The sequence below is a fragment of the Pseudomonas sp. GW821-FHT03A09 genome (assembly GCF_059421065.1).
Window position 1 is genome coordinate 100,242 of the sequence record NZ_JBWKUX010000010.1, and the last position, 22,192, is coordinate 122,433.

The following is a 22,192-nucleotide window of genomic DNA, read 5'->3' on the forward strand; positions in this document are numbered from 1 at the left end:
CGTTCGTGGCGTCAGAGGCGACGCAGAAAGGCTTTGACGATATGCCGCGTGGCATCGGTGGTGTCCAGGTCATCCAGGGCGGCATAAGCATGCCACCGGCAATCGATGATCTCGTTGCAGGGCTTGGCCTGCGTGATGTTGATCACTGACGCTTCAAACACATGGTGCTCGGTGTCGCGAGCCTTCATGTGCTGCAAGTACAACAAGCCATCCACCTGCAACCCGGTTTCTTCGTGCAGCTCCCGTTCGGCCGCGCCCACGGGGCGCTCGCCGGGTTCGACCTTGCCACCTGGCAATGCCCATTTTGATCGGGCTTTGCGCACGAAGAGGATATGCCCCTCATGGGCGCAAATGACCGTTGCGCGTGTTTTCAACGTCTGGTGCTCCGTAGCGAAATGAGTGTCATCAAATTGTAATGTAATTGTCATGTGTGGCTGCTGTGGCGCCGACAAGAGGGGATGTGGATACTGCTCGCTGGACAACACGGACGAGGAACGCAGATGAGTACCGTACGCTGGGGCATGATCGGCTGTGGCAGTGTCACTGAGTTAAAGAGTGGACCCGCTTTCTACAAAGCGCCCGGTTCGGCGTTGGTGGCAGTGATGGGGCGACGTGTCGAGGCGGTGCGCGATTATGCGGCACGCCATGGCATTGCCCGTTATTACACCGACGCCCAGGCGCTGATCAACGACCCAGAAGTGGATGCGGTGTACATCGCCACACCGCCCGACAGCCACCTTGAATACAGCCTGATGGTGGCGGCAGCCGGCAAGCATTGCTGCGTCGAGAAGCCCATGTCGCTGAATGCCGAGCAGAGTGCATTGATGCAGCGCACCTTTGATCACGCCGGGCTGCATTTGTTTGTGTCCTACTATCGCCGCTCGCTGCCGCGTTTTCAGCAAGTGCGCGACTGGCTGCGATCCGGGCGGATCGGTGAGTTGCGCCACCTGACCTGGACCTTGTGCAAGCCGCCCGCGGCAGCGGATGCCAACCCTGCCAACTGGCGCACCGACCCGTCGGTTGCCGGTGGCGGCTACTTCGCCGACCTGGCCAGCCATGGTTTTGACCTGTTCCAGTACCTGGCTGGCGATATCGTTGATGTGGCGGGATTTACCTCTCGCCAGGCAGGCCGTTATGCGGCAGAGGACGCCGTGACTGCCAGTTGGCGCTTCGCTTCGGGCGCTCTGGGTATGGGGTGTTGGAATTTTGTCGCGGACCGACGCGAAGACTGGGTCGAGTTGATCGGCAGCCACGGGCGTATCCGCTTTTCGGTATTCGAAGACCAGCCGATACAGCTCGAAGGCGAAACCAACGAAGTGCTGACAGTACCGTGTCACGCGCATATCCAATGGCATCACGTGCTGGGCATGAATGCCCATATACGCGGTGAGGCGCAGCATCCCTCGTTGGCGATCGAAGCGTTGAAGACCGATCGAATCCTCGATCAGGTGCTACAACGTAACCACCATCATCCTGAGTCGTCGCACTAAGATGAGTTTTTTACAAGGAACAGACGTATGAAATACTGGATGGCGTTGTGGCTGGTGCTGGCCACGAGTGCTGTGGCGGCTCCGCGCAGCCAAGGGCAGGCGGGGGAGTTTGATTTTTATGTGTTGTCATTGTCGTGGTCACCGACCTTTTGCCTGACTCACCCTGGCAACGAGCAGTGTTCGGGCAAGGGTTACGGCTTTGTGCTGCACGGCTTGTGGCCGCAATACGCGCGGGGCGGGTGGCCGGCGTCGTGTGATCCGCAGTCGTCGCTGAACCGCGAAGCCATGGACAAGGGGGCCACGTTGTTCCCGAGCCGTTCGCTGCTCAAGCATGAATGGGCCAAGCACGGCACGTGCTCCGGACTTGAGCCGTTGGCCTACCTGGACAAGACAGACGCTGCGCTGGGCGCGGTGAATATTCCGCAACAGTTGCAGCCGCTCAACTCGCCACCGTCATTACCGGCCCAGGAGATCGAGGCGTTGTTTCGCGAGAGCAACCCGCGCATGGGCAATCATGGGGTGGCGGTGATCTGTAAAGGCAAGGTGTTGTCGGAAGTGCGGGTGTGCCTGACCAAGGATCTGGCGTTCGCCGGTTGCCCGCGCAGCGTCAAGACCCAATGCCGTGACGGTGACATCCGTATTCCTTCACAGCGTTAAGGTGGCTTGAGGGGCATTTTCTTCAATACCACGCGCGCCGTGCCCTTTACCGTGACGTCATCTTGATCGTCACCACATAAAGGGAATCGCAATGAGCTTGATCATTTCCATGGCCGCCTTCGCCTTGGCGACCTCCATCACACCGGGGCCGGTCAATGTGGTCGCCCTGAGTTCCGGTGCGCGCTTCGGTTTTGCCGCCAGCCAGAAGCATGTGTTCGGTGCCGCCGTGGGCTTCACTTTGTTGCTGGTGCTGATTGGCCTAGGTCTTCATGAAGTGCTGACGCGATGGCCCATTCTCACCCAGCTGATCCAGTGGGGTGGGGTGGCCTTCTTGCTGTACATGGCCTGGAAACTGGCCGTGGATGATGGTCAGTTGAATGCTGATGGCGCGGCCACTGCGCCGTCGATGCTCTACGGCGCGATCATGCAGTGGCTGAACCCGAAAGCCTGGTTGGCCTGTGTGGCGGGAATGGGCTTGTTCGTGGCGGATGGCGACGCTGCGCAGGTGTGGTTGTTCGCGGCGCTCTATCTGGTGATCTGCTACCTGTCGGTGGCGTGCTGGGCCTACGCCGGAACGTTTTTGCGCCGTTACCTCGGCAACCCCCAGGGCGTACGCCTGTTCAACCGCTCGATGGCCGCGTTGCTGGTGGCCAGTGTGGGTTATTTGCTGATGGCTTGAGCAGGTCGCGGTACTGCCCGGGCGTGGCAGCGAAATGCTGTTTGAAGGCACGCTGGAAATGCGCCTGGTCGGCGAAGCCCGAAGCCAGGGCCACATCGGCGATCAACTTGCCCTGGCGCAGTTGGGCACGGGCAAACTGGATGCGTTGGTTCACCAGATAAGCATGGGGTGTCAGCCCGTAATACTGCTTGAATGCGCGGATCAGGTAAGACGGCGATAGCTCGGCCGCCATGCAGATGTCTTCCAGCTTCAATGCTTGGGTACAGTGCTCGCGGATGTACTCGGCCGCCCGTTCCAGCTTGTGATTGACCTCCCGTATCGGCGTGTCGGCAGGGTTGAGGCGTTGCTGAACCTCAGTGAAAAAGCTCACCAGCGTACTCTGCTTCTGCAAGTGTTCGGCTTGCTCGTCCACCAATACCTGATACAGCTCCAGCAGCCCTGCATACAACGTCTTGTCCCGCGTGTAAGGCGTGTTGAATGGCCGGTAACCCTGGTCGGTGCTGAAGCCCAATTGGTGCTGCAGGTCGGTCAGCCAGGGCGTATCGATGTACAGCATTCGATAGGACCAAGGCTCATTGTCGATGGGGTTGCAGGCGTGCACATCCCCAGGGTTCATCAGCACGACTGTACCGGCGCTGATCTGGAAGGTGTCCGTGCCGTAGTGGTAATAGCTGCGTCCGGTGGTGACCGCCCCGATGGAAAAATGCTCATGGGCATGCCGGCTGTAAGTGACCTTGCGCCCATCGGCGATGGCGCGCGTTTCGATGAATGGCAAGTGCTCGTCGCGCCAGAAGCGTGGTGAGTGCGAAGTAGGCTCTGTCATGCATCCACTCCCGGTGCCAGGAACGCGGCCTCTAGCAGCTGCCGGGTATAGGCATGCTGCGGATCGGCAAAAATCGTCCGCGCCTCTCCCTGTTCCACCACCTGCCCATGCTTGACCACCATCAACTGGTGACTCAAGGCCTTCACTACCGCCAAGTCATGGCTGATGAACAGGTACGTCAGGTTATACTTGGCCTGCAAGCTGCGCAGCAATTCCACCACTTGGCGTTGTACCGTGCGGTCGAGTGCCGAAGTGGGTTCGTCCAACAGGATCAGGCGCGGCTTGAGTACCAGGGCACGGGCGATGGCGATGCGTTGGCGCTGGCCGCCGGAGAACTCATGGGGGTAGCGATGACGGGCCTCGGGGTCCAGGCCCACTTCCTTGAGCGCCGCGATAATCGCCGCTTCCTGTTCGGTCGGCGTACCCATTTTATGAATGCGCAAACCTTCGCCGACGATTTCGCTGACGCACATGCGCGGGCTCAGACTGCCGAACGGGTCCTGGAACACCACCTGCATTTCCCGTCGCAATGGGCGTACCTGTTGCTGGCTGAGTGTGTCCAGTTGCTGGCCTTCGAAACGAATGCCGCCTTTGCTGCCGATCAGCCGCAGAATTGCCAAGCCCAAGGTGGATTTACCCGAGCCGCTTTCACCGACGATGCCCAGGGTTTGCCCTTGGGGCAAGCTGAAGTTGATGCCATCCACCGCCTTGACGTAATCGACGGTGCTGCGCAAAAAGCCTTTCTTGATCGGGAACCAGACCTTGAGGTCATCGACTTCCAGCAACGGTGGCCCGACTTCGTTGACGGCAGGCCCGCCGCTGGGCTCGGCAGCCAGCAGTTCCTGGGTGTAAGGGTGCTGGGGCGATTGGAATAGCGTCTCGCAGTCGGCCTGTTCAACGATGCAGCCTTTCTGCATCACGCATACACGGTGGGCGATGCGTCGTACCAGGTTCAAGTCATGGCTGATCAACAGCAACGCCATGCCCAGACGGGCCTGCAATTCCTTGAGCAGCTCCAATATCTTCAATTGCACCGTGACATCGAGGGCCGTGGTCGGCTCATCGGCGATCAATAATTCTGGCTCGTTGGCCAATGCCATGGCGATCATCACCCGTTGGCGCTGGCCGCCAGACAACTCATGGGGCAGGGCCTTGAGGCGCTTGTGCGGATCGGGGATGCCCACCAGTTCCAGCAATTCCAGGGTGCGACGGGTGGCGACTTTACCGGTGAGCCCTTTGTGCAGGCCGAGCACCTCGTTGATCTGTTTCTCGATTGAGTGCAGCGGGTTCAACGAGGTCATCGGCTCCTGAAAGATCATCGCAATGCGGTTGCCGCGAATGTGCCGGATGGTTTTTTCCTTGAGCGTCAGCAGGTCCTGCCCGGAATAGGTGATGGTGCCCGATGGATGTCGCGCCAACGGGTAGGGCAGCAGGCGCAGGATCGAGTGGGCGGTCACCGATTTACCCGAGCCGCTTTCGCCAACCAGGGCCAGGGTTTCGCCGCGCTTGATATCGAAGCTGACGTTGTTCACCACGCGGTGGTGATGGTCCCCGGTGACGAACTCGACGCTGAGGTCGCGGACTTCGATCAGATTGTCCTGATTCATCTCATTTCCTCGGGTCGAAGGCATCGCGAGCGGACTCGCCGATAAACACCAGCAAACTCAACATGATCGCCAGCACGGCAAACGCACTCATGCCCAGCCAGGGCGCTTGCAGGTTGGATTTGCCCTGGGCCACCAACTCGCCCAGGGACGGCGAACCGGCAGGCAGACCGAAGCCGAGGAAGTCGAGGGCGGTGAGGGTGCCGATGGCGCCGGTGAGAATAAATGGCATGAACGTCATGGTCGAAACCATGGCGTTGGGCAGGATGTGCCGGAACATGATCGCGCCATTCTGCATGCCCAGCGCCCGGGCTGCGCGCACGTACTCCAGGTTACGCCCGCGCAGGAACTCGGCGCGCACCACATCCACCAGGCTCATCCAGGAAAACAACAGCATGATCCCCAGCAGCCACCAGAAATTGGGCTGCACGAAGCTGGCGAGGATGATCAGCAGATACAACACCGGCAAACCCGACCAGATTTCCAGGAAACGCTGCCCGGCCAGGTCGACCCAGCCGCCATAGAAACCCTGCAAGGCGCCGGCGATCACGCCGATGATCGAGCTGAGAACGGTGAGGGTCAGGGCAAACAGCACCGAAACCCGAAACCCGTAGATCACGCGGGCCAGCACATCACGGCCCTGGTCATCGGTGCCCAGCAGGTTGACGCTCGAAGGGGGCGCCGGGGCGGGGACTTTCAAGTCGTAGTTGATGCTCTGGTAGCTGAATGGGATCGGCGCCCACAAGGTCCACGCATCCTTGGCCTTGAGCAGTTCCTGGATGTACGGGCTCTTGTAGTTGGCCTCCAGCGGAAATTCACCGCCGAAGGTGGTTTCCGGATAACGCTTGAGCGCCGGGAAGTACCAGCCGCCGTCGAAGTGCACCGCCAATGGCTTGTCATTGGCGATCAGCTCTGCGCCCAGGCTGAGCACGAACAGGATCAGGAACAGCCACAACGACCACCAGCCACGTTTGTTGGCCTTGAAGCGCTCGAACCGACGGCGATTGAGGGGGGACAGGTTCATCTCAATGCTCCCGGCTGGCGAAGTCGATGCGCGGATCGACCAGGGTGTAGGTGAGGTCGCCGATCAGTTTCACGATCAACCCCAGCAGAGTGAAGATGAACAGCGTGCCGAACACCACCGGATAGTCGCGGTTGATCGCCGCTTCAAAACTCATCAGGCCCAGGCCGTCGAGGGAGAAAATCACCTCCACCAGTAACGAGCCCGTGAAGAAGATCCCGATGAATGCCGAAGGGAAGCCGGCGATCACCAGCAGCATGGCGTTACGGAACACATGGCCATAGAGCACGCGGCGGTTCGTCAGGCCCTTGGCCTTGGCCGTGACCACGTATTGTTTGTTGATCTCGTCCAGAAAACTGTTTTTGGTCAGCAGCGTCATGGTCGCGAAGTTGCCGATCACCAGTGCGGTGACCGGCAGCGCCAGGTGCCAGAAGTAATCGAGGATTTTGCCGCCCCAACTCAACTCATCGAAATTGTTGGAGGTGAGCCCGCGCAACGGGAACCAGTCGAGATAACTGCCACCGGCAAATACCACGATCAGCAGGATCGCAAACAGGAACGCCGGGATCGCATAGCCGACGATGATCGCCGAGCTGGTCCACACATCGAAGTGGCTGCCGTGTCGTGTGGCCTTGGCGATACCCAGCGGTATCGATACCAGGTACATGATCAGCGTGCTCCATAACCCGAGGGAAATGGATACCGGCATCTTTTCCTTGATCAAGTCGATGACCTTGGCGTCTCGGAAGAAGCTGTCGCCGAAGTCCAGCCGGGCGTAGTTCTTGACCATGATCCACAAGCGTTCCGGCGCCGATTTGTCGAAGCCGTACATCTTTTCGATTTCCTTGATCAGTGCCGGGTCCAGGCCCTGTGCGCCCCGATAGCTGGAACCGGCCACAGAGACCTCGGCACCGCCGCCGGCAATGCGACTGGTGGCGCCGTCAAAGCCTTCGAGCTTGGCGATCATCTGCTCCACCGGGCCACCGGGGGCGGCCTGGATGATGATGAAGTTGATCAGCAGGATCCCGAACAGCGTGGGGATGATCAGCAACAGGCGACGAACAATATAGGCCAGCATTCAATCGCCTCCGCTCGCCGGGTCGGCGCTTTGAATCGTGTCCAGGGGAACCGCCGGTTTTACGTCGGGTTTGGCCCACCAGGTCACGGTGCCGACGTCATAGCGCGGCGGGACCTTGGGGTGGCCCAGGTGATCCCAGTACGCCACGCGGAAGGTCTTGATATGCCAGTTCGGAATCACGTAGTAGCCGAACTGCAACACGCGGTCCAGGGCCTTGGCGTGGGCCACCAGGCTTTTGCGCGAGTCGGCGTCGATCAGCTCTTCCACCAGTTGGTCGACCGCAGGGTCCTTGAGCCCCATGTAATTGCGGCTGCCGGGCTTGTCGGCGCTGGAGGACTTCCAGTACTCGCGCTGTTCGTTACCCGGCGAAGTGGACTGCGGGAAACTGCCCACCAACATGTCGAAATCCCGCGAGCGCAGGCGGTTGATGTACTGCGACACGTCGACCCGGCGAATTACCAGGTCGATGCCCAGGTCGGCGAGGTTGCGCTTGAACGGCAGCAGGACACGTTCGAAGTCAGTCTGGACCAGCAGGAACTCGATGGTCACTGGCTTGCCGGTGGTGTCGACCATTTTATCGTTGACGATCTTCCAGCCAGCCTCCTGCAGCAACTGGTAAGCCTCTCGCTGCTGGGTGCGAATCATGCCGCTGCCGTCGGTTTTGGCGGGCTCGAACGCTTGGGTGAAAACCTCGGCCGGGATTTTGTCGCGCAGGGGTTCGAGAATCGCCAGCTCGTCCGGGCCGGGTAAGCCGGTGGCGGCCATTTCCGAGTTTTCGAAGTAACTGCGACTACGGGTATAGGCGCCATTGAACAACTGCCTGTTGCTCCATTCAAAGTCCAGCAACAGGCTGATTGCCTTGCGCACGCACACATCCTGGAACATTGGCTTGCGTGTATTGAACACGAAGCCTTGCATGCCGGTGGGGTTGCCGTTGGGGATCTCTTCCTTGATCAACCGACCTTGGGCGACTGCCGGAGTGTTGTAGGCGTTGGCCCAGTTCTTCGCGCTGATTTCCAGCCAGTAGTCGAATTGCCCGGCCTTCAAGGCTTCCAGGGCCACGGTGTTGTCGCGATAGTAGTCGGTGATGCGGTTGTCGAAGTTGTAGAACCCTTGGGTGATCGGCAGGTCCTTGGCCCAATAGTCTTTGACCCGCTCGTAGCGAATCATGCGCCCGGCCTTGACCTCTGCCACTTTGTACGGCCCGCTTCCCAGGGGCACTTCCAGGTTGCCCTTGGCGAAGTCGCGGGTGGCCCACCAATGCTTGGGCAGGACTGGGAGCTGCCCAAGGATCAGCGGTAGTTCACGGTTATTGGTGCGCTTGAACTTGAACAGCACCCGCAACGGATCTTCAGCGACCACTTCATCGACGTCGGCGTAGTAGGTGCGGAAGATGGGTGAACCGTCTTTGAGCAACGTCTGGAAGGTGAAGACCACATCTTCGGCGCGGATTGGGTGCCCATCATGAAAGCGCGCTTCGGGGCGCAGGTAGAAGCGGACCCAACTGTTGTCCGGCGCCTTTTCGATCTTGCCGGCCACCAGCCCGTATTCGGTGATGGGCTCGTCCAGGCTTTGCATGGCCAGGGTGTCGTAGATCAGGTTGATATTATCCGCTGGCACGCCCTTGCTGATGTAGGGGTTGAGGCTGTCGAAGCCACCCATGGCGGATTCGCGGAAGGTGCCGCCCTTGGGGGCATCGGGGTTTACATAGTCGAAGTGCTTGAAGTCGGCGGGGTATTTTGGCGGCTCGTTGTAGAGCGTCAACGCATGTTGCGGGGCAGCTTGGGCCACGGTACATAGCAAGAGGCTGCCAAGCAGTGCAGTACGCAAAGATATCATTGGGCTTTCTCCGAAGCTTTGAGCCACCAAGCGCTCAAGCCCAGGCTATAGGGCGGCGTGGTGACAAAGGCGAACCGATTGCGGTATGCCAGTCGATGATAGTTGAGGTACCAATTGGGAATACTGTAGTGCTGCCACAACAGCACTCGGTCGAGGGCCCGGCCGGCGGCCAACTGTTCCTCGCGGGTCTGTGCGGCCAGCAGTTGTTCCAGCAGGTGATCGACCACGGGGTTGGCGATGCCTGCATAGTTCTTGCTGCCCTTGATCGCCACTTGGCTGGAGTGGAAGTACTGCCACTGCTCAAGGCCCGGGCTCAAGGTTTGGTTGAGGGTCATGAGGATCATGTCGAAGTCGAACTGATCCAGGCGTTGCTTGTATTGCGCCCGGTCAACGGTGCGCAGGCGTGCGTCGACGCCGATGCTGATCAAGTTTTCGACATAGGGCTGCAGGATGCGCTCCAGGTTCGGGTTGACCAACAGAATCTCCAGGCGCAGGGGTTGCCCCTTACTGTCGAGCAAGTGTTGCCCCGACAGCTTCCAGCCGGCTTCACCGAGCAATGCCAGGGCGCGCCGCATGGTGTCGCGGGGGATGCCACGCCCGTCGGTCTGCGGCAGGCTGAACGGTTGGGTGAACAGGGCGGCGGGCAACTGGTCGCGGTAGGGGGAGAGCATCAGCCATTCATGGCCCACCGGTACGCCGCTCGCCGAAAACTCGCTGTTGGGGTAGTAACTCACACTGCGTTTGTAGGCGCTGCTGAACAGGGTGCGGTTGGTCCATTCAAAGTCGAACATCAGCCCCAAGGCTTCGCGTACTTTGGCTTGGCTGAAGGTCGGACGCCGGGTGTTCATGAACAAACCCTGGCTTTGGGTCGGGATCTGGTGGGCGATCTGCGCCTTGATCACCTCGCCTCGGTTGACCGCCGGAAAGTTGTAGCCCGTGGCCCAGTTCTTGGCCTGGTGCTCAATATAAATGTCGAACTCGCCGGCCTTGAAGGCTTCGAACGCCACGTCGCTGTCGCGGTAGAACTCCACTTCGACCTTGTCGTAGTTGTAGAACCCCTGGTTGACCGGCAAGTCCTTGCCCCAGTAATCCTTGACGCGTTCGAAGACCAATTGCCGCCCCGGCGTAACCTTGGTGATGCGATACGGCCCGCTGCCCAGCGGCGGCTCGAAGGTGGTGGCCTTGAAGTCACGGTTTTTCCAGTAATGCTGGGGCAGTACCGGCATTTCGCCCAGGCGCAGGATCAGCAACGGGTTACCGGCGCGCTTGAATACAAAACGGATGCGATGACGGTTGAGGATGTCGACCCGTGCCACTTCCTGCAGGTTGGTACGGTATTGCGGGTGGCCTTCAGTCAGCAGCGTGCGGTAGGAAAACGCCACGTCGTAGGCGGTGATCGGTTTCCCATCGTGAAAGCGCGCTTCGGGGCGCAGGTTGAACACGACCCAACTGCGGTCCTCGCTGTATTCCACCGATTGAGCGATCAGCCCGTAGCTGGAGGTGGGTTCATCACCGGAGGGGGCGTACTGGCCAGTGCCGACCATCAACGGCTCGTTCAGCTCATTGACGCCGTATTGCAGGAAATTGGGGGTTGAAACCGGGCTGGAGCCCTTGAAGGTATAGGGGTTGAGTGTATCGAACGTGCCAAATGCCATGACCCGCAACGTCCCGCCTTTGGGCGCTGCAGGGTTTACCCAGTCGAAGTGGGTGAATTTGGCCGGGTACTTGAGTGTGCCGAACTGCGTGTAACCGTGGCTCTCGGTAATCGTCGCGTTCGCAGCAAAGCTCAAGGCCAGACTTATTAGTAGAAGGAGGGGACGCTTCAAGTCAGAGATCCGATCCAGGCGGCTTGGGCTTTATGATCGGTACAGTAACAGCTTGTTCCGGTTGGAAAAAGCATGCTGAAAACACCACTAAGCAAATGTGGGAGGGGGCTTGCTCCCGATTGCGGTGGATCAGTCACTACTTAGGTTGACTGACCCACTGCAATCGGGAGCAAGCCCCCTCCCACCTATGTTTTGCGGTGTTCTTGAGAGCCTTATCGCGGCCCGGAAACCACCAGCATCTGCCCCGGCTTCAACGCCTGGCCAGTCCGTGGGTTCCAGCGCTTGAGATGTTGCATCTCGACGTTGAACCGTTTGGCAACGATGTACAGCGAGTCGCCTTTCTTGACCTTGTACTGCACCGGCTTCTTGCTGCTGGCCACGACTTTGCGTGTGTCCTGCATCACCAGGGTCTGGCCGACCTTGAGTGCCTGGCCGTTGAGCTTGTTCCAGCGCTGCAGGTCATGCACGTCGACCTTGTTGGCCTTGGCAATCTGGGTGAGATTGTCACCCGTGCGCACTTTATAGCTGCGGGTGCGTCCGGCCACTGTCTTGGTCTCGACTTCGTCGAACACCGCCTTTTTCGGACGCATGGCGAGCAACTCTTCCGGCCGCATCGTCGAAAGGGTGCTGGTCAGCAACTGCGCCTTGGAACTTGGCACCAGCAAATGCTGGGGACCGTCCAGGGTGGTGCGTTGTTTCAGGGCCGGGTTGAGTTGGAACAGTTCGTCTTCGTCGATTTCCGCCAGCGCGGCAACCCGAGACAGGTCCATGCTCTGCTTGACTTCAACGACTTCAAAGTACGGCTGGTTGGCGATCGGGTTCAGGTTGACACCGTACGCTTCCGGGGCCAGCACCACTTGGGACAGCGCCAGGAACTTGGGCACGTAGTCCTTGGTTTCCTGGGGCAGGGGCAGGTTCCAATAGTCGGTGGGCAGGCCGAGCTTTTCGTTGCGCTCGATGGCCCGGCTGACCGTGCCTTCGCCGGCGTTATACGCCGCCAGGGCCAGCAACCAGTCGCCGTTGAACATGTCATGCAGGCGTGTCAGGTAGTCCAGGGCGGCGGTGGTGGAAGCGGTGATGTCGCGGCGGCCGTCGTACGCCCGGGTCTGGCGCAGGTTGAAGTAGCGCCCGGTGGAGGGGATGAACTGCCACAGGCCGACCGCATCGCTACGGGAATAGGCCATTGGGTTGTAGGCACTTTCAATCACTGGCAACAGCGCCAGCTCCAGGGGCATGTTGCGTTCTTCAAGGCGTTCGACGATGTAATGAATGTAGAGACTGCCGCGTTCTCCGGCGTTCTCCAGGAAGGACGGGTTACTGGCGAACCACAAGCGCTGCTGCTCAATGCGCGGGTTGACGCCTACCCCGTCCTGCAATTGAAAGCCCCGTCGCATGCGTTCCCAGACATCCTGGGGCACTTCGGGGCTGGGCTTCTCTGAGAGCCAGATAGGTTTTTGCTTGATCTTGGCGGCAAGATTGGGTTTGGGTTGCACGGTGGATTGTGCAGCGAAATTTGTCGATTGGCAGCCCGCCAGAGTCGCGGACACAGCCACCGCCACGGCTTGAGCCAGGCGGGTCAATGCGTCTGAAGAGATGGATTTGCGAATAGATGACGACATTGGCTGGAAGTAAGTTCCGGGCAAAAATGTCGGGCGATTCTAGAAAGCACTTTGGTTCCGGTCAACCATTCAGAAATTGCGTATCAGATTGCTTCACGTTAGAACTTATCTTTCCACGCCCTCAAGCTAGCAAACACCTCGGCCCCAGAGCGGTTGTCGCGGCCATTCCGTTCGTCCGCTTTTTGTTTAACGGATGTTTCAGAGGTGCGCAGAAAGGGGTTAGTGCGTTTTTCCAGGGCCAAGTCGGACGGCAACGTGATTTCACCCCGCGCGCGCCGTTGGCGGACGTTTTCCACCCGTTCGGCGATATCGGCGTTATCCGGTTCCACTGCTTGGGCAAACTTGAGGTTGCTTTGTGTGTATTCGTGGGTGCAGTACACCAATGTGTCGGCAGGCAGGGCGGACAGACGCTCCAGGGAGGTGTGCATCTGCTCGGGCGTGCCTTCGAACAGACGCCCACATCCGGCGGCAAACAGGGTATCGCCACAAAACAGTACGCCCTGATGGTAATAGGCGATGTGGCCCAAGGTATGGCCGGGCACTGTATAGACGTCGAAGTCCCAGCCCAGCACTGTCACGCGATCGTTATCTTGCAGGGCAACGTCCCGCGCCGGGATCTTCTCGTTGGCGGGGCCATAGACCTTGGCCCCTGTAACACTTTTCAGTTGCTCGACGCCGCCGACATGATCATGGTGATGGTGGGTGATCAGGATGTCGCTGAGCACCCAGCCAGGGTTGGCCTTGAGCCAAGCGAGTACCGGTTCGGCATCACCCGGGTCGACGACAGCGCAGTGCTGGGTGCGTGGGTCTTGTAACAACCAGATGTAGTTGTCGGTGAAGGCGGGTAGCGCACTGATCTGTATCATTCTTCGATTCGCCAAGCTGAACACATTGGTGCATCTTAGAACGTCTAGGCGAGTTGGAGAATGCAATGACTGATAAAGCGTTCGCCCAGGCCGATCCTGAGTGGCTGGCCCTGATCAGCGCGGCCCGCGAGTGGCTGTCCGGGCCGATTGGGCAATTCCTGCTGGATGAAGAACGGCGCATGCTCGAAGACGAGCTGGGCCGGTTCTTTGGTGGCTACCTCGTGCACTACGGTCCCTCGGCGCAAACGCCGCCATCGGCGCCGCAGGTGCAACGCAATGTGCGCCTGGGCGCGCCGTTGCCGGGGGTGGAAATCGTCTGCGAGGAACAAGCCTGGCCGCTGAGCGAACACGCCGCCGATGTGGTGGTGTTGCAGCATGGCCTGGACTTTTGCCTGTCGCCCCATGGTTTGCTGCGTGAAGCTGCCAGCAGCGTACGCCCTGGTGGCCATTTGCTGATTATTGGCATCAACCCCTGGAGCAGTTGGGGGCTGCGCCATGTGTTCGCCCACGATGGCCTGCGCCAGGCGCGTTGCATCGCGCCTTCGCGAGTAGGCGACTGGCTGAACCTGCTGGGCTTCGCGCTGGAGAAACGCCGCTTCGGGTGCTATCGTCCGCCGCTTGCCTCGACCAAGTGGCAGGCGCGTCTGGCTGGCTGGGAACGCCGGGCTGGGGCCTGGCAACTGTCGGGTGGCGGCTTCTATTTGTTGGTAGCGCGCAAGATTGTGGTTGGGCTACGACCGGTGCGTCAGGTGTTACGCCAGCCCGTGGGCAAACTGGTGCCGATGCCGATGGCCAAGGTCAATCGCAAGCAAAGTGAACCGTAAACCTCTTCTTGATTTCAGACCGAGTAACCGATGACCGATAGCGTAGAACTCTTCACCGACGGCGCCTGCAAGGGCAACCCTGGCCCAGGCGGCTGGGGCGCCTTGCTGGTGTGCAAGGGCGTGGAGAAGGAACTCTGGGGCGGCGAGCCCAATACCACCAACAATCGCATGGAGTTGATGGGCGCCATTCGCGGCCTGGAAGAGCTCAAGCGACGTTGTAACGTACTGTTGGTAACCGACTCGCAGTACGTGATGAAGGGTATCAACGAGTGGATGGTCAATTGGAAGAAGCGTGGCTGGAAGACGGCGGCCAAGGAACCGGTCAAGAATGCCGACCTGTGGCAATTGCTCGATGAGCAATGCAATCGCCACGACATTACCTGGAAATGGGTGCGTGGGCACATTGGTCATCCCGGTAACGAACGGGCCGACCAATTGGCTAACCGAGGCGTAGACGAAGTGCGTGGTTACAAGCAGAGCTGATGCTCAAAGCGCAGTGATGGCCTGGGCCAATTGCATGTCGGTGAAGGTTTGCTCCGGCAGGCGTTCGCGAATATGTGTCAGCGCCGCTTCCAGGCGCACGCCACGGATCTGGCCGTCTGTGGCGACAAAGGATTCGGCGTCGTCCCTCGCTGCCTGAACGATCTTGTCGTCCCTGAATGAAGAACTGGTGCCTTTGGTTGCGCTCATGGACAGGCTCACCAGAAAGTCGGTAGTCATGACGAAACTGGTGGCTTGCGCCGTGCAGGTGCTGCCCAACAGCAGCAGCGCGCACAGTAGTTTTGGTGGGTTCATGGTGTTTGCGGGGTCTGCATCAACTGGGGTGTGCAGGCTAGCAAGGGCGCCTTGGGCAAACTGCTGCAGCTTTGCTAAGGATTGTTAAAAACTGTCGAGGGTTTAATGCCTTGGGACAGTCTTGGGTCGCCTGGGACATGACGTGCTAATATCCCGTCCCTTGAAATACATCACACCGTTGAGAGCTGAACCCTGATGGCCATCCGATCTGTAGTACTCGATACCGAAACCACCGGCATGCCGGTGACCGATGGTCACCGGATCATCGAAATCGGCTGCGTCGAGTTGATGGGTCGCCGTCTCACCGGTCGTCATTTCCACGTCTATCTGCAACCGGACCGGGACAGTGACGAAGGCGCCATCGGCGTCCACGGTATCACCGATGAATTCCTCAAAGGTAAGCCGCGCTTTGCCGAAGTGGCTGATGAGTTCTTCGAGTTCATCAACGGCGCCCAGTTGATCATCCACAACGCGGCGTTCGACGTCGGCTTTATCAATAACGAATTCGCCTTGATGGGGCAGACGGATCGAGCGGATATTTCCAAGCACTGCTCGATTCTCGATACCCTGATGATGGCCCGTGAGCGCCATCCGGGCCAGCGCAACAGCCTCGATGCCCTTTGCAAACGCTACGGTGTCGACAACTCCGGCCGTGAACTGCACGGCGCCTTGCTCGACTCCGAGATTCTCGCCGACGTCTACCTGACCATGACCGGCGGCCAGACGAGCCTGTCCCTGGCCGGTAACGCGTCGGACGGCAGCGGCTCCGCGGAAGGCTCGGGCAATCGCCCTTCGGAAATCCGCCGCCTGCCGACCGATCGCACACCCACCACGATTATCCGGGCCAGCGAGCAAGACCTGGCCGAGCATGCGGCCCGGTTGGAAGCAATTGCCAAGTCGGCCGGGGCACCGGCGTTGTGGTCGCAGCTGACCGAGCAATAATCCCGGCCGAGCGCAGTTGAAAATGTGGGAGCTGGCTTGTGTGGGAGCTGGCTTGCCTGCGATGGCATCACCGCGGTGTGACTAACACACCAAGGTGCCTGCATCGCGGGCAAGCCCGGCTCCCACACAAGCTGGCTCCCACAGGTGATTTGCAGCGCTCTCAAGAATCTTCATTCGCCACATCCTCTCCCAGCTTCTACCCTGAGTGCATAGCCCTCAGGACTACAAGCCGTCATGTACAAAGACCTGAAGTTCCCCGTTCTGATCGTGCACCGCGACATCAAGGCCGACACCGTTGCCGGTGACCGGGTTCGAGGCATCGCCAGGGAGTTGGAGCAAGAGGGCTTCAGTATCTTTTCCGCAGTGGACTATGCCGAAGGCCGTCTGGTGGCGTCGACCCATCACGGCCTGGCCTGCATGCTGATCGCTGCCGAAGGGGCCGGGGAAAATACCCATCTGCTGCAAAACATGGTCGAGCTGATTCGCCTGGCGCGGGTGAGGGCACCCAACCTGCCAATCTTCGCTCTCGGCGAGCAAGTCACCTTGGAAAACGCCCCGGCCGACGCCATGAGTGAACTCAACCAACTGCGCGGCATTCTTTATCTGTTCGAAGACACCGTGCCGTTTCTCGCCCGGCAAGTCGCTCGCGCCGCGCGTGCTTACCTGGATGGCTTGTTGCCGCCGTTCTTCAAGGCATTGGTGCAGCACACTGCCGATTCCAACTACTCCTGGCACACTCCCGGCCATGGGGGCGGCGTGGCCTATCGCAAAAGTCCGGTGGGGCAGGCGTTCCACCAGTTTTTTGGGGAAAACACACTGCGTTCGGACTTGTCCGTTTCCGTGCCGGAACTTGGCTCGCTACTGGACCATACCGGCCCGCTGGCGGAAGCCGAGGCTCGTGCCGCACGCAACTTTGGTGCTGATCACACCTTCTTCGTGATCAATGGCACGTCCACCGCCAACAAGATCGTCTGGCACTCCATGGTCGGTCGCAATGACTTGGTGCTGGTGGACCGCAACTGTCACAAATCGGTGCTGCATTCGATCATCATGACCGGTGCGATCCCGCTGTACCTGTGCCCGGAGCGCAACGAACTGGGCATCATCGGCCCGATTCCCCTGAGCGAGTTCAGCCCCGAGGCCATCCGCGCCAAGATCGATGCCAGCCCTTTAACCCGTGGTCGGCCGCCGAAGGTGAAGATGGCGGTGGTGACCAACTCGACCTACGACGGCCTGTGTTACAACGCAGAGTTGATCAAGCAGCAACTGGGCAGCAGCGTTGAGGTGCTGCACTTTGATGAGGCCTGGTACGCCTATGCGGCCTTCCACGAGTTTTTCGCCGGTCGCTACGGCATGGGCACCTCGCGTACGCCGGACAGCCCGCTGGTGTTCACCACCCACTCGACGCATAAGTTGCTGGCCGCATTCAGTCAGGCGTCGATGATCCATGTGCAGGATGGCGGTGCCCGCCAATTGGACCGCGACCGCTTCAACGAAGCCTTCATGATGCATATCTCGACCTCGCCGCAGTACAGCATCATTGCCTCGCTGGACGTCGCCTCGGCCATGATGGAAGGCCCGGCCGGGCGTTCGCTGTTGCAGGAGATGTTCGATGAAGCCCTGAGCTTCCGTCGTGCGCTGGCCAACCTGCGCCAGCATATCGCCGCTGAAGACTGGTGGTTCTCAATTTGGCAACCGCCGTCGGTGGCAGGTATCGATCGGGTTGCCACGACGGATTGGCTGTTGCATCCCGGAGATGATTGGCATGGCTTTGGCGACGTGGCCGAGGATTATGTGTTGTTGGACCCCATCAAAGTCACGCTAGTGATGCCCGGTCTCAGCGCCGGCGGTGCCTTGAGCGATTGTGGTATTCCTGCGGCGGTGGTCAGCAAGTTTCTCTGGGAGCGCGGGCTGGTGGTGGAGAAGACTGGCCTGTATTCGTTCCTCGTGTTGTTTTCCATGGGGATTACCAAAGGTAAATGGAGTACCTTGCTCACCGAGTTGCTGGAGTTCAAACGCAACTACGACGCGAATGTCAGCCTGGCCACTTGCTTGCCATCGGTGTATGCCCAGGGGACGTCGCGTTATCAGGGCCTGGGTTTGCGTGACCTATGCGACCAATTGCACAGTTGTTACCGCAGCAATGCCACCGCGAAGCACCTCAAGCGCATGTACACGGTACTGCCCGAGATTGCGATGAAACCGGCCGATGCATACGACCAGTTGGTCAAGGGCGAGGTGGAAGCTGTATCCATAGACGCCTTGCCAGGGCGCATCGCAGCCGTGATGCTGGTGCCTTACCCGCCGGGCATTCCATTGATCATGCCCGGCGAACGTTTTACCGAGGCAACGCGGTCGATCATTGATTACCTGGCGTTCGCCCGTACATTCGATAGCGGTTTCCCTGGGTTTGTTGCCGATGTTCATGGGTTGCAACACGAAGATGACGGCAATGGTCGTTGTTACACCGTCGACTGCATCAAGGGTTAAGGATGGTTATGCAAGCTGTAATGAATCCGAAGTATCCGGGGCTCAGTGTCCGGGTGGCCGACGAGGGTTTCGATACCTACGTGTGGGGCAATGATTTCAGCTTTGAGGTCAGCGCCTATGGCCTGCCGCAGATGGGCAAGCGGGTCGATGAGTGGCCCGTGGAACGGGTCCTGCCGTATCGCAAGTGTTATGGCATCGACCCTGAAGAATTCGCCAGTTTCCGTGATGCCGCCGACAGTGCAATCTTCATGGCTTACCTCGATGACCGGGCGGTGGGGCACATCGTGGTGAGCACCAATTGGAACGGCTTTGCGCACGTTGATGAGTTGGCGGTGGCCCTGCCTGCGCGGCGCCATGGGGTGGCCAAGGCGCTGTTGGACGTGGCGCAGTTCTGGAGCCGCAAGAAAAGCCTGCCGGGCATGATGCTGGAAACCCAGAACAACAACCTCGGGGCTTGTCGCTTGTATGAGCGCTGTGGGTATGTAATGGGCGGTGTCGATCACCTGCGCTATCGCGGCATTGATCCGCAAACCCGCGAGGTGGCGATTTTCTGGTACCGCTTGTTCAAGACGGAAACCGAATCGCCTTAACCCGCCAACAGGCTTTCGGCCTTCTGCGTGACAATCTCCAGCAACGCATTCAGGGCCGGGGAGGTCGCGCTGTCCTTCAGGCTCAGTGCATAGAGGTTGACCAGGATCGGCGGTGACACCGGGCATGCGTCCAACCCTGCCTCCCGTGCGCCAAACGCGGTAAAGGGATCGACAATCGCCAAACCTTCCCCGGCCTCTACCATGCTGCGCATCATCTGGTAGGTCTGTACCCGCGTCTGTACCACCGGCAGTGGGCGCAGGGCTTGCAGTTTGGCGTCCAGCAGGCGGCTCATCGGGTCCTGGCCTTCGAGGCCGATCATCGACTGCCCGGCAAGGTCTTGTAGCGCAATGTACTTCTGCTTGGGTTTGAGCCAGCCATGGGGAGCAAGCAATTGCAGTTTGCCCTGGGCCAGCACGGTGCTTTGGATTTGAGGATGTTCCGGGTCATGCAGGCTCAGACCCACGTCGGCTTCGTGCAGCAGCAGGCTCCTGACAATCTCGCGGGTCGGCTGGTTCGACAGGTTGCACGGCGTGTCCTGGAAGCGTCGGCGCAGCACGGCGATACTTTGCGGCAGCAACTGGTTGGCCAGGGGCGGAGTGCACAAGGCCCGCAGGGTCGGGGCATGGTGGTGCTTCAAGCGGCTGGCCAGGCGCTGCACGGGCTCCAGCGCTTCGTACAGGTGGGCGATTTCAGCCTGCAACTCAAGAGTCTCGCGGGTGGCTTGCAAACGCCCGCGTACACTGGCAAACAGCATGAAGCCCAATTGCTGCTCGGCGTCCTTGAGCGCGGCATCCACATCGCCCACGGGGAGTTGCAACCATTCGGCGGCGGTGCCGAGGTGTCCGGTTTGCAAGATGGCTTGAATCACTTCGATATGACGTAAACGCATCGCCGGAGTCTAGGGTGCGCGGGACGGGGTTTCAATGGCTGTGGGAAAAGAGCGAGTCTTGTGCTGTAAATCGTGCGTGCAACTGCAATGAGCAGGCCCTATAAAGAGCGTACGAACCGAGGATCATCAGGGAGTGTTCCAATGCCCGGATCAAATACAGTCAACGGACAGCGGCACAGCCAGCGTGGCTATACGCGCTGGGCGATATTGGTGGGGCTACTCATCATTGGCCTATTGGCCCTGGCCTTGGGGCCACGGTTGTTTGGTGATGTGAACGTGGCCGAGATAGCCAGCGCGAAAGCCCAAGTGAGTCAGTTGGGCGGGGCTATCGAACGCTTTCATCAAGACATCGGTCGCTATCCCAGCGATGACGAAGGGTTGGAAGCGCTCACTCGGCAACCGGCCGGCGAGTCGAAATGGCAAGGCCCTTACATCAGCGAGGACTTGCTGGTGGACCCCTGGGGCGTTGCCTACCAGTATCACTACCCGTCGAACCAGCCCAATACACCCTTTGACTTGTTCTCGTTCGGCAAGGACCGCACGCTGGGCGGTGTCGGGGAAAACAAAGATATTACCTACGGCGACCTCTGATAGATCTGGCATTACCTGGCGACCTGATTAGAATGACGCGTCTGATCATCAACGACCAATGCCGACGACTCGGCACTTAAAACAACAATAGGTCTGGTCTCGAATGCCTCTACCCACGAACTTTTTCGGGGTAACGGCCAAACAACTCCTGGTGCTGGTAACCGTGGGGTGTGCGGCTGCTTATCTCTTGAACAATCACGAAGAACACTCGCCTGAAACCCTCGCACTCGAAGCTTTTATCCGCGCCCAAGAGCCGGTGAGCGAACGCGTGGGTGCTGTATTGGAAATGGCGTTGGTCAGGCAGGTTATCGCTTACCCCACCAGCAACGCATCGGGATACAAGCGTTCGATGTTTGTCGTCGAGGGCGAGAGAGGGCAGTTGATGGTGACGCTCAAGCAAGTTGACGGTGAGCAGGGTATCGAGGTGACGGAGATACGTAATCGGTGACCCCCGGCCCAGTCAATGGCGTCAAGGGCCAGGACTGAGCAGGTCGACCAGGCGGGGTCTTATGAGGCGAGGGTGGTTGGCGATTCGCGCACGATGATCGTGCCTGACTGGATCAATTTGAATTCATCACCTTCCAGTTTTTCTACGCGGTCGCCAATGGCCAACTTGTAGGTGGTGGAAGGCGTCGAGCCAGCCTGGCTGTCCTGCGCCGGGTTGGATTCCTGGAACTCATGCACCGAATACACGCGTCCCTCTGCGTCTCTGGCATGGAACTGTCCGACAAGTACTGCAGCCATCTGTTTAGAACCTCTGGAGATAAACACTCGATTTGCGGTTCTGTAGACCGTCATGGAGCGGGGTAGTTTACCTATAGGAAAAAAATACTATTCGTTGAATATTTCAGACGTTTCCTACGCGTAGTGTTGCGTGGCAAACGGCTGGGGGATTATCAAAACCTGCTGGTGAACACGCCACGGAGGCTCTATAACTACACACTCCTTTAGTCAGACGTCGGGAAACCTCAATGAGCAAGGTCTACACGATTGCTGTCCTGGTTGGCAGCTTGAGAAAAGAGTCGATCAACCGCAAGGTCGCCCTGGCATTGGCCGAACTGGCCCCGGCCAACCTCAAGTTGAACATTGTCGAAATTGGTGATTTGCCGCTCTACAACGAGGACACCGATCAAGGTGCGCCGCCGGCAGCCTACAGTACTTTCCGTCAACAAGTGAGCTCATCCGACGCGGTGTTGTTCGTGACCCCGGAATACAACCGTTCCGTGCCCGCGCCGTTGAAGAATGCCATCGACGTGGGTTCCCGCCCTTATGGCAAAAGCGCCTGGAGTGGCAAGCCGGGGGCGATCATCAGCGTATCGCCGGGCGCCATTGGTGGTTTCGGCGCCAACCATCATCTGCGCCAGTCCTTGGTGTTCCTGGATGTGCCTTGTATGCAGCAACCGGAAGCCTACCTGGGCGGTGCGGGCAGTGTGTTTGATGAGTCGGGCAAGGTCTCGGAGAAAACCAAGCCATTCCTGCAGGCCTTCATCGACGCCTACGCAAAATGGGTGGAAAAACAAAAAGCCTGACTTGGCAGTGCAATCCAATGTGGGAGGGGGCAAGCCCCT

Annotated in this window: 23 protein-coding genes; 11 read left to right on the forward strand and 12 right to left on the reverse strand. The window is 59.4% G+C overall.

Annotated features, from left to right (window positions below; translation table 11 throughout):
* Positions 1–11: 11 nt before the first annotated feature.
* Positions 12–374, reverse strand: coding sequence for an NUDIX hydrolase (locus tag AC07V4_RS19005; RefSeq protein WP_492636480.1), 363 nt, complete (start codon positions 372–374; stop codon positions 12–14).
* A gap of 126 nt (positions 375–500) precedes the next feature.
* Between AC07V4_RS19005 and AC07V4_RS19010 the strand changes: the two genes are divergently transcribed.
* From AC07V4_RS19010 to AC07V4_RS19020, 3 genes are all read left to right on the forward strand, one after another.
* Complete coding sequence (locus AC07V4_RS19010) at positions 501–1,490, forward strand: Gfo/Idh/MocA family protein (RefSeq protein ID WP_492636481.1); 990 nt, start codon at positions 501–503, stop codon at positions 1,488–1,490.
* A gap of 27 nt (positions 1,491–1,517) precedes the next feature.
* A complete protein-coding gene (locus tag AC07V4_RS19015) occupies positions 1,518–2,147 on the forward strand; it encodes a ribonuclease T2 family protein (RefSeq protein ID WP_492636482.1) in 630 nt (209 codons plus the stop codon).
* A gap of 91 nt (positions 2,148–2,238) precedes the next feature.
* Positions 2,239–2,826, forward strand: a complete 588-nt coding sequence (locus AC07V4_RS19020; RefSeq protein ID WP_492636483.1) for a LysE family translocator — start codon at positions 2,239–2,241, stop codon at positions 2,824–2,826.
* Here AC07V4_RS19020 and AC07V4_RS19025 read toward each other — a convergent pair.
* The 8 genes from AC07V4_RS19025 to gloB all read right to left on the reverse strand — a co-directional run bounded on the left by AC07V4_RS19025 (position 2,768) and on the right by gloB (position 13,502).
* On the reverse strand, positions 2,768–3,649 hold the full coding sequence (locus AC07V4_RS19025; protein WP_492636484.1) for an AraC family ligand binding domain-containing protein: 882 nt from the start codon (positions 3,647–3,649) through the stop codon (positions 2,768–2,770). The two genes, AC07V4_RS19020 and AC07V4_RS19025, sit on opposite strands and share 59 nt — an antisense overlap.
* Positions 3,646–5,256 carry an ABC transporter ATP-binding protein gene (locus AC07V4_RS19030; protein WP_492636485.1) on the reverse strand — a complete coding sequence of 537 codons (1,611 nt, stop codon included), beginning with the start codon at positions 5,254–5,256 and terminating at the stop codon, positions 3,646–3,648. Before AC07V4_RS19030 ends, AC07V4_RS19025 begins: the two co-directional genes overlap by 4 nt.
* A 1-nt stretch (position 5,257) precedes the next feature.
* Complete coding sequence (locus AC07V4_RS19035) at positions 5,258–6,277, reverse strand: ABC transporter permease (protein ID WP_016972786.1); 1,020 nt, start codon at positions 6,275–6,277, stop codon at positions 5,258–5,260.
* A gap of 1 nt (position 6,278) precedes the next feature.
* Complete coding sequence (locus AC07V4_RS19040) at positions 6,279–7,352, reverse strand: microcin C ABC transporter permease YejB (RefSeq protein ID WP_431752755.1); 1,074 nt, start codon at positions 7,350–7,352, stop codon at positions 6,279–6,281.
* Positions 7,353–9,191, reverse strand: a complete 1,839-nt coding sequence (locus AC07V4_RS19045) for an extracellular solute-binding protein (RefSeq protein ID WP_492636486.1) — start codon at positions 9,189–9,191, stop codon at positions 7,353–7,355. It abuts the gene before it with no gap.
* Positions 9,188–11,017, reverse strand: coding sequence for an extracellular solute-binding protein (locus AC07V4_RS19050; RefSeq protein ID WP_492636487.1), 1,830 nt, complete (start codon positions 11,015–11,017; stop codon positions 9,188–9,190). The genes AC07V4_RS19045 and AC07V4_RS19050 overlap by 4 nt, the downstream gene beginning before the upstream one ends.
* Before the next feature lie 212 nt (positions 11,018–11,229).
* Complete coding sequence (locus tag AC07V4_RS19055) at positions 11,230–12,636, reverse strand: transglycosylase SLT domain-containing protein (protein ID WP_492636488.1); 1,407 nt, start codon at positions 12,634–12,636, stop codon at positions 11,230–11,232.
* Positions 12,637–12,734: 98 nt separating this feature from the next.
* Positions 12,735–13,502, reverse strand: a complete 768-nt coding sequence (gene gloB, locus AC07V4_RS19060; RefSeq protein WP_492636489.1) for a hydroxyacylglutathione hydrolase — start codon at positions 13,500–13,502, stop codon at positions 12,735–12,737.
* 65 nt (positions 13,503–13,567) lie between these two features.
* Between gloB and AC07V4_RS19065 the strand changes: the two genes are divergently transcribed.
* Entirely contained in the window at positions 13,568–14,326 is a 759-nt protein-coding gene (locus AC07V4_RS19065; RefSeq protein ID WP_492636490.1) for a class I SAM-dependent methyltransferase, read from the forward strand.
* Between the two features lie 30 nt (positions 14,327–14,356).
* The gene (gene rnhA / locus AC07V4_RS19070; RefSeq protein WP_010210917.1) at positions 14,357–14,809 is read left to right on the forward strand and encodes a ribonuclease HI; all 453 of its coding nucleotides are present in this window, start codon (positions 14,357–14,359) and stop codon (positions 14,807–14,809) included.
* A gap of 3 nt (positions 14,810–14,812) precedes the next feature.
* Here the strand turns inward: rnhA and AC07V4_RS19075 are convergent, their stop codons facing one another.
* A complete protein-coding gene (locus AC07V4_RS19075; protein ID WP_492636491.1) occupies positions 14,813–15,121 on the reverse strand; it encodes a DUF2388 domain-containing protein in 309 nt (102 codons plus the stop codon).
* A gap of 201 nt (positions 15,122–15,322) precedes the next feature.
* Here AC07V4_RS19075 and dnaQ point away from each other — a divergent pair, with 201 nt between their 5' ends.
* The 3 genes from dnaQ to AC07V4_RS19090 all read left to right on the forward strand — a co-directional run bounded on the left by dnaQ (position 15,323) and on the right by AC07V4_RS19090 (position 19,143).
* Entirely contained in the window at positions 15,323–16,063 is a 741-nt protein-coding gene (gene dnaQ, locus AC07V4_RS19080) for a DNA polymerase III subunit epsilon (protein WP_492636716.1), read from the forward strand.
* Between the two features lie 234 nt (positions 16,064–16,297).
* Complete coding sequence (locus AC07V4_RS19085; RefSeq protein ID WP_492636492.1) at positions 16,298–18,553, forward strand: Orn/Lys/Arg family decarboxylase; 2,256 nt, start codon at positions 16,298–16,300, stop codon at positions 18,551–18,553.
* Between the two features lie 20 nt (positions 18,554–18,573).
* Entirely contained in the window at positions 18,574–19,143 is a 570-nt protein-coding gene (locus AC07V4_RS19090) for a GNAT family N-acetyltransferase (protein ID WP_431752443.1), read from the forward strand.
* On the opposite strand, the gene AC07V4_RS19095 is transcribed toward AC07V4_RS19090, so the two are convergent.
* Complete coding sequence (locus tag AC07V4_RS19095; protein WP_492636493.1) at positions 19,140–20,033, reverse strand: LysR substrate-binding domain-containing protein; 894 nt, start codon at positions 20,031–20,033, stop codon at positions 19,140–19,142. The two genes, AC07V4_RS19090 and AC07V4_RS19095, sit on opposite strands and share 4 nt — an antisense overlap.
* Before the next feature lie 141 nt (positions 20,034–20,174).
* Between AC07V4_RS19095 and gspG the strand changes: the two genes are divergently transcribed.
* A complete protein-coding gene (gene gspG / locus AC07V4_RS19100) occupies positions 20,175–20,624 on the forward strand; it encodes a type II secretion system major pseudopilin GspG (protein WP_492636494.1) in 450 nt (149 codons plus the stop codon).
* A 103-nt stretch (positions 20,625–20,727) separates the two neighbouring features.
* Positions 20,728–21,072: a hypothetical protein gene (locus AC07V4_RS19105; protein WP_492636495.1), complete on the forward strand. Its 345-nt coding sequence runs from the start codon at positions 20,728–20,730 to the stop codon at positions 21,070–21,072.
* Positions 21,073–21,131: 59 nt separating this feature from the next.
* Here the strand turns inward: AC07V4_RS19105 and AC07V4_RS19110 are convergent, their stop codons facing one another.
* Complete coding sequence (locus AC07V4_RS19110; RefSeq protein WP_431752439.1) at positions 21,132–21,368, reverse strand: hypothetical protein; 237 nt, start codon at positions 21,366–21,368, stop codon at positions 21,132–21,134.
* Between the two features lie 227 nt (positions 21,369–21,595).
* Here AC07V4_RS19110 and AC07V4_RS19115 point away from each other — a divergent pair, with 227 nt between their 5' ends.
* Positions 21,596–22,153: an NADPH-dependent FMN reductase gene (locus AC07V4_RS19115; protein WP_492636496.1), complete on the forward strand. Its 558-nt coding sequence runs from the start codon at positions 21,596–21,598 to the stop codon at positions 22,151–22,153.
* Positions 22,154–22,192: the final 39 nt, after the last annotated feature.

What these genes read in the sequence shown, in the direction of transcription:
- AC07V4_RS19010 (WP_492636481.1), top strand. Translation starts at nt 501, where the DNA reads ATGAGTACCGTACGCTGGGGCATGATCGGCTGTGGCAGTGTCACTGAG.
- AC07V4_RS19055 (WP_492636488.1), bottom strand. Translation starts at nt 12,636, where the DNA reads ATGTCGTCATCTATTCGCAAATCCATCTCTTCAGACGCATTGACCCGC.
- rnhA (WP_010210917.1), top strand. Translation starts at nt 14,357, where the DNA reads ATGACCGATAGCGTAGAACTCTTCACCGACGGCGCCTGCAAGGGCAAC.
- AC07V4_RS19035 (WP_016972786.1), bottom strand. Translation starts at nt 6,277, where the DNA reads ATGAACCTGTCCCCCCTCAATCGCCGTCGGTTCGAGCGCTTCAAGGCC.
- AC07V4_RS19040 (WP_431752755.1), bottom strand. Translation starts at nt 7,352, where the DNA reads ATGCTGGCCTATATTGTTCGTCGCCTGTTGCTGATCATCCCCACGCTG.
- AC07V4_RS19045 (WP_492636486.1), bottom strand. Translation starts at nt 9,191, where the DNA reads ATGATATCTTTGCGTACTGCACTGCTTGGCAGCCTCTTGCTATGTACC.
- AC07V4_RS19105 (WP_492636495.1), top strand. Translation starts at nt 20,728, where the DNA reads ATGCCTCTACCCACGAACTTTTTCGGGGTAACGGCCAAACAACTCCTG.
- gloB (WP_492636489.1), bottom strand. Translation starts at nt 13,502, where the DNA reads ATGATACAGATCAGTGCGCTACCCGCCTTCACCGACAACTACATCTGG.
- gspG (WP_492636494.1), top strand. Translation starts at nt 20,175, where the DNA reads ATGCCCGGATCAAATACAGTCAACGGACAGCGGCACAGCCAGCGTGGC.
- AC07V4_RS19075 (WP_492636491.1), bottom strand. Translation starts at nt 15,121, where the DNA reads ATGAACCCACCAAAACTACTGTGCGCGCTGCTGCTGTTGGGCAGCACC.
- AC07V4_RS19085 (WP_492636492.1), top strand. Translation starts at nt 16,298, where the DNA reads ATGTACAAAGACCTGAAGTTCCCCGTTCTGATCGTGCACCGCGACATC.
- AC07V4_RS19025 (WP_492636484.1), bottom strand. Translation starts at nt 3,649, where the DNA reads ATGACAGAGCCTACTTCGCACTCACCACGCTTCTGGCGCGACGAGCAC.
- AC07V4_RS19030 (WP_492636485.1), bottom strand. Translation starts at nt 5,256, where the DNA reads ATGAATCAGGACAATCTGATCGAAGTCCGCGACCTCAGCGTCGAGTTC.
- AC07V4_RS19015 (WP_492636482.1), top strand. Translation starts at nt 1,518, where the DNA reads ATGAAATACTGGATGGCGTTGTGGCTGGTGCTGGCCACGAGTGCTGTG.
- AC07V4_RS19110 (WP_431752439.1), bottom strand. Translation starts at nt 21,368, where the DNA reads ATGGCTGCAGTACTTGTCGGACAGTTCCATGCCAGAGACGCAGAGGGA.
- AC07V4_RS19115 (WP_492636496.1), top strand. Translation starts at nt 21,596, where the DNA reads ATGAGCAAGGTCTACACGATTGCTGTCCTGGTTGGCAGCTTGAGAAAA.
- AC07V4_RS19090 (WP_431752443.1), top strand. Translation starts at nt 18,574, where the DNA reads ATGAATCCGAAGTATCCGGGGCTCAGTGTCCGGGTGGCCGACGAGGGT.
- AC07V4_RS19095 (WP_492636493.1), bottom strand. Translation starts at nt 20,033, where the DNA reads ATGCGTTTACGTCATATCGAAGTGATTCAAGCCATCTTGCAAACCGGA.
- AC07V4_RS19020 (WP_492636483.1), top strand. Translation starts at nt 2,239, where the DNA reads ATGAGCTTGATCATTTCCATGGCCGCCTTCGCCTTGGCGACCTCCATC.
- AC07V4_RS19065 (WP_492636490.1), top strand. Translation starts at nt 13,568, where the DNA reads ATGACTGATAAAGCGTTCGCCCAGGCCGATCCTGAGTGGCTGGCCCTG.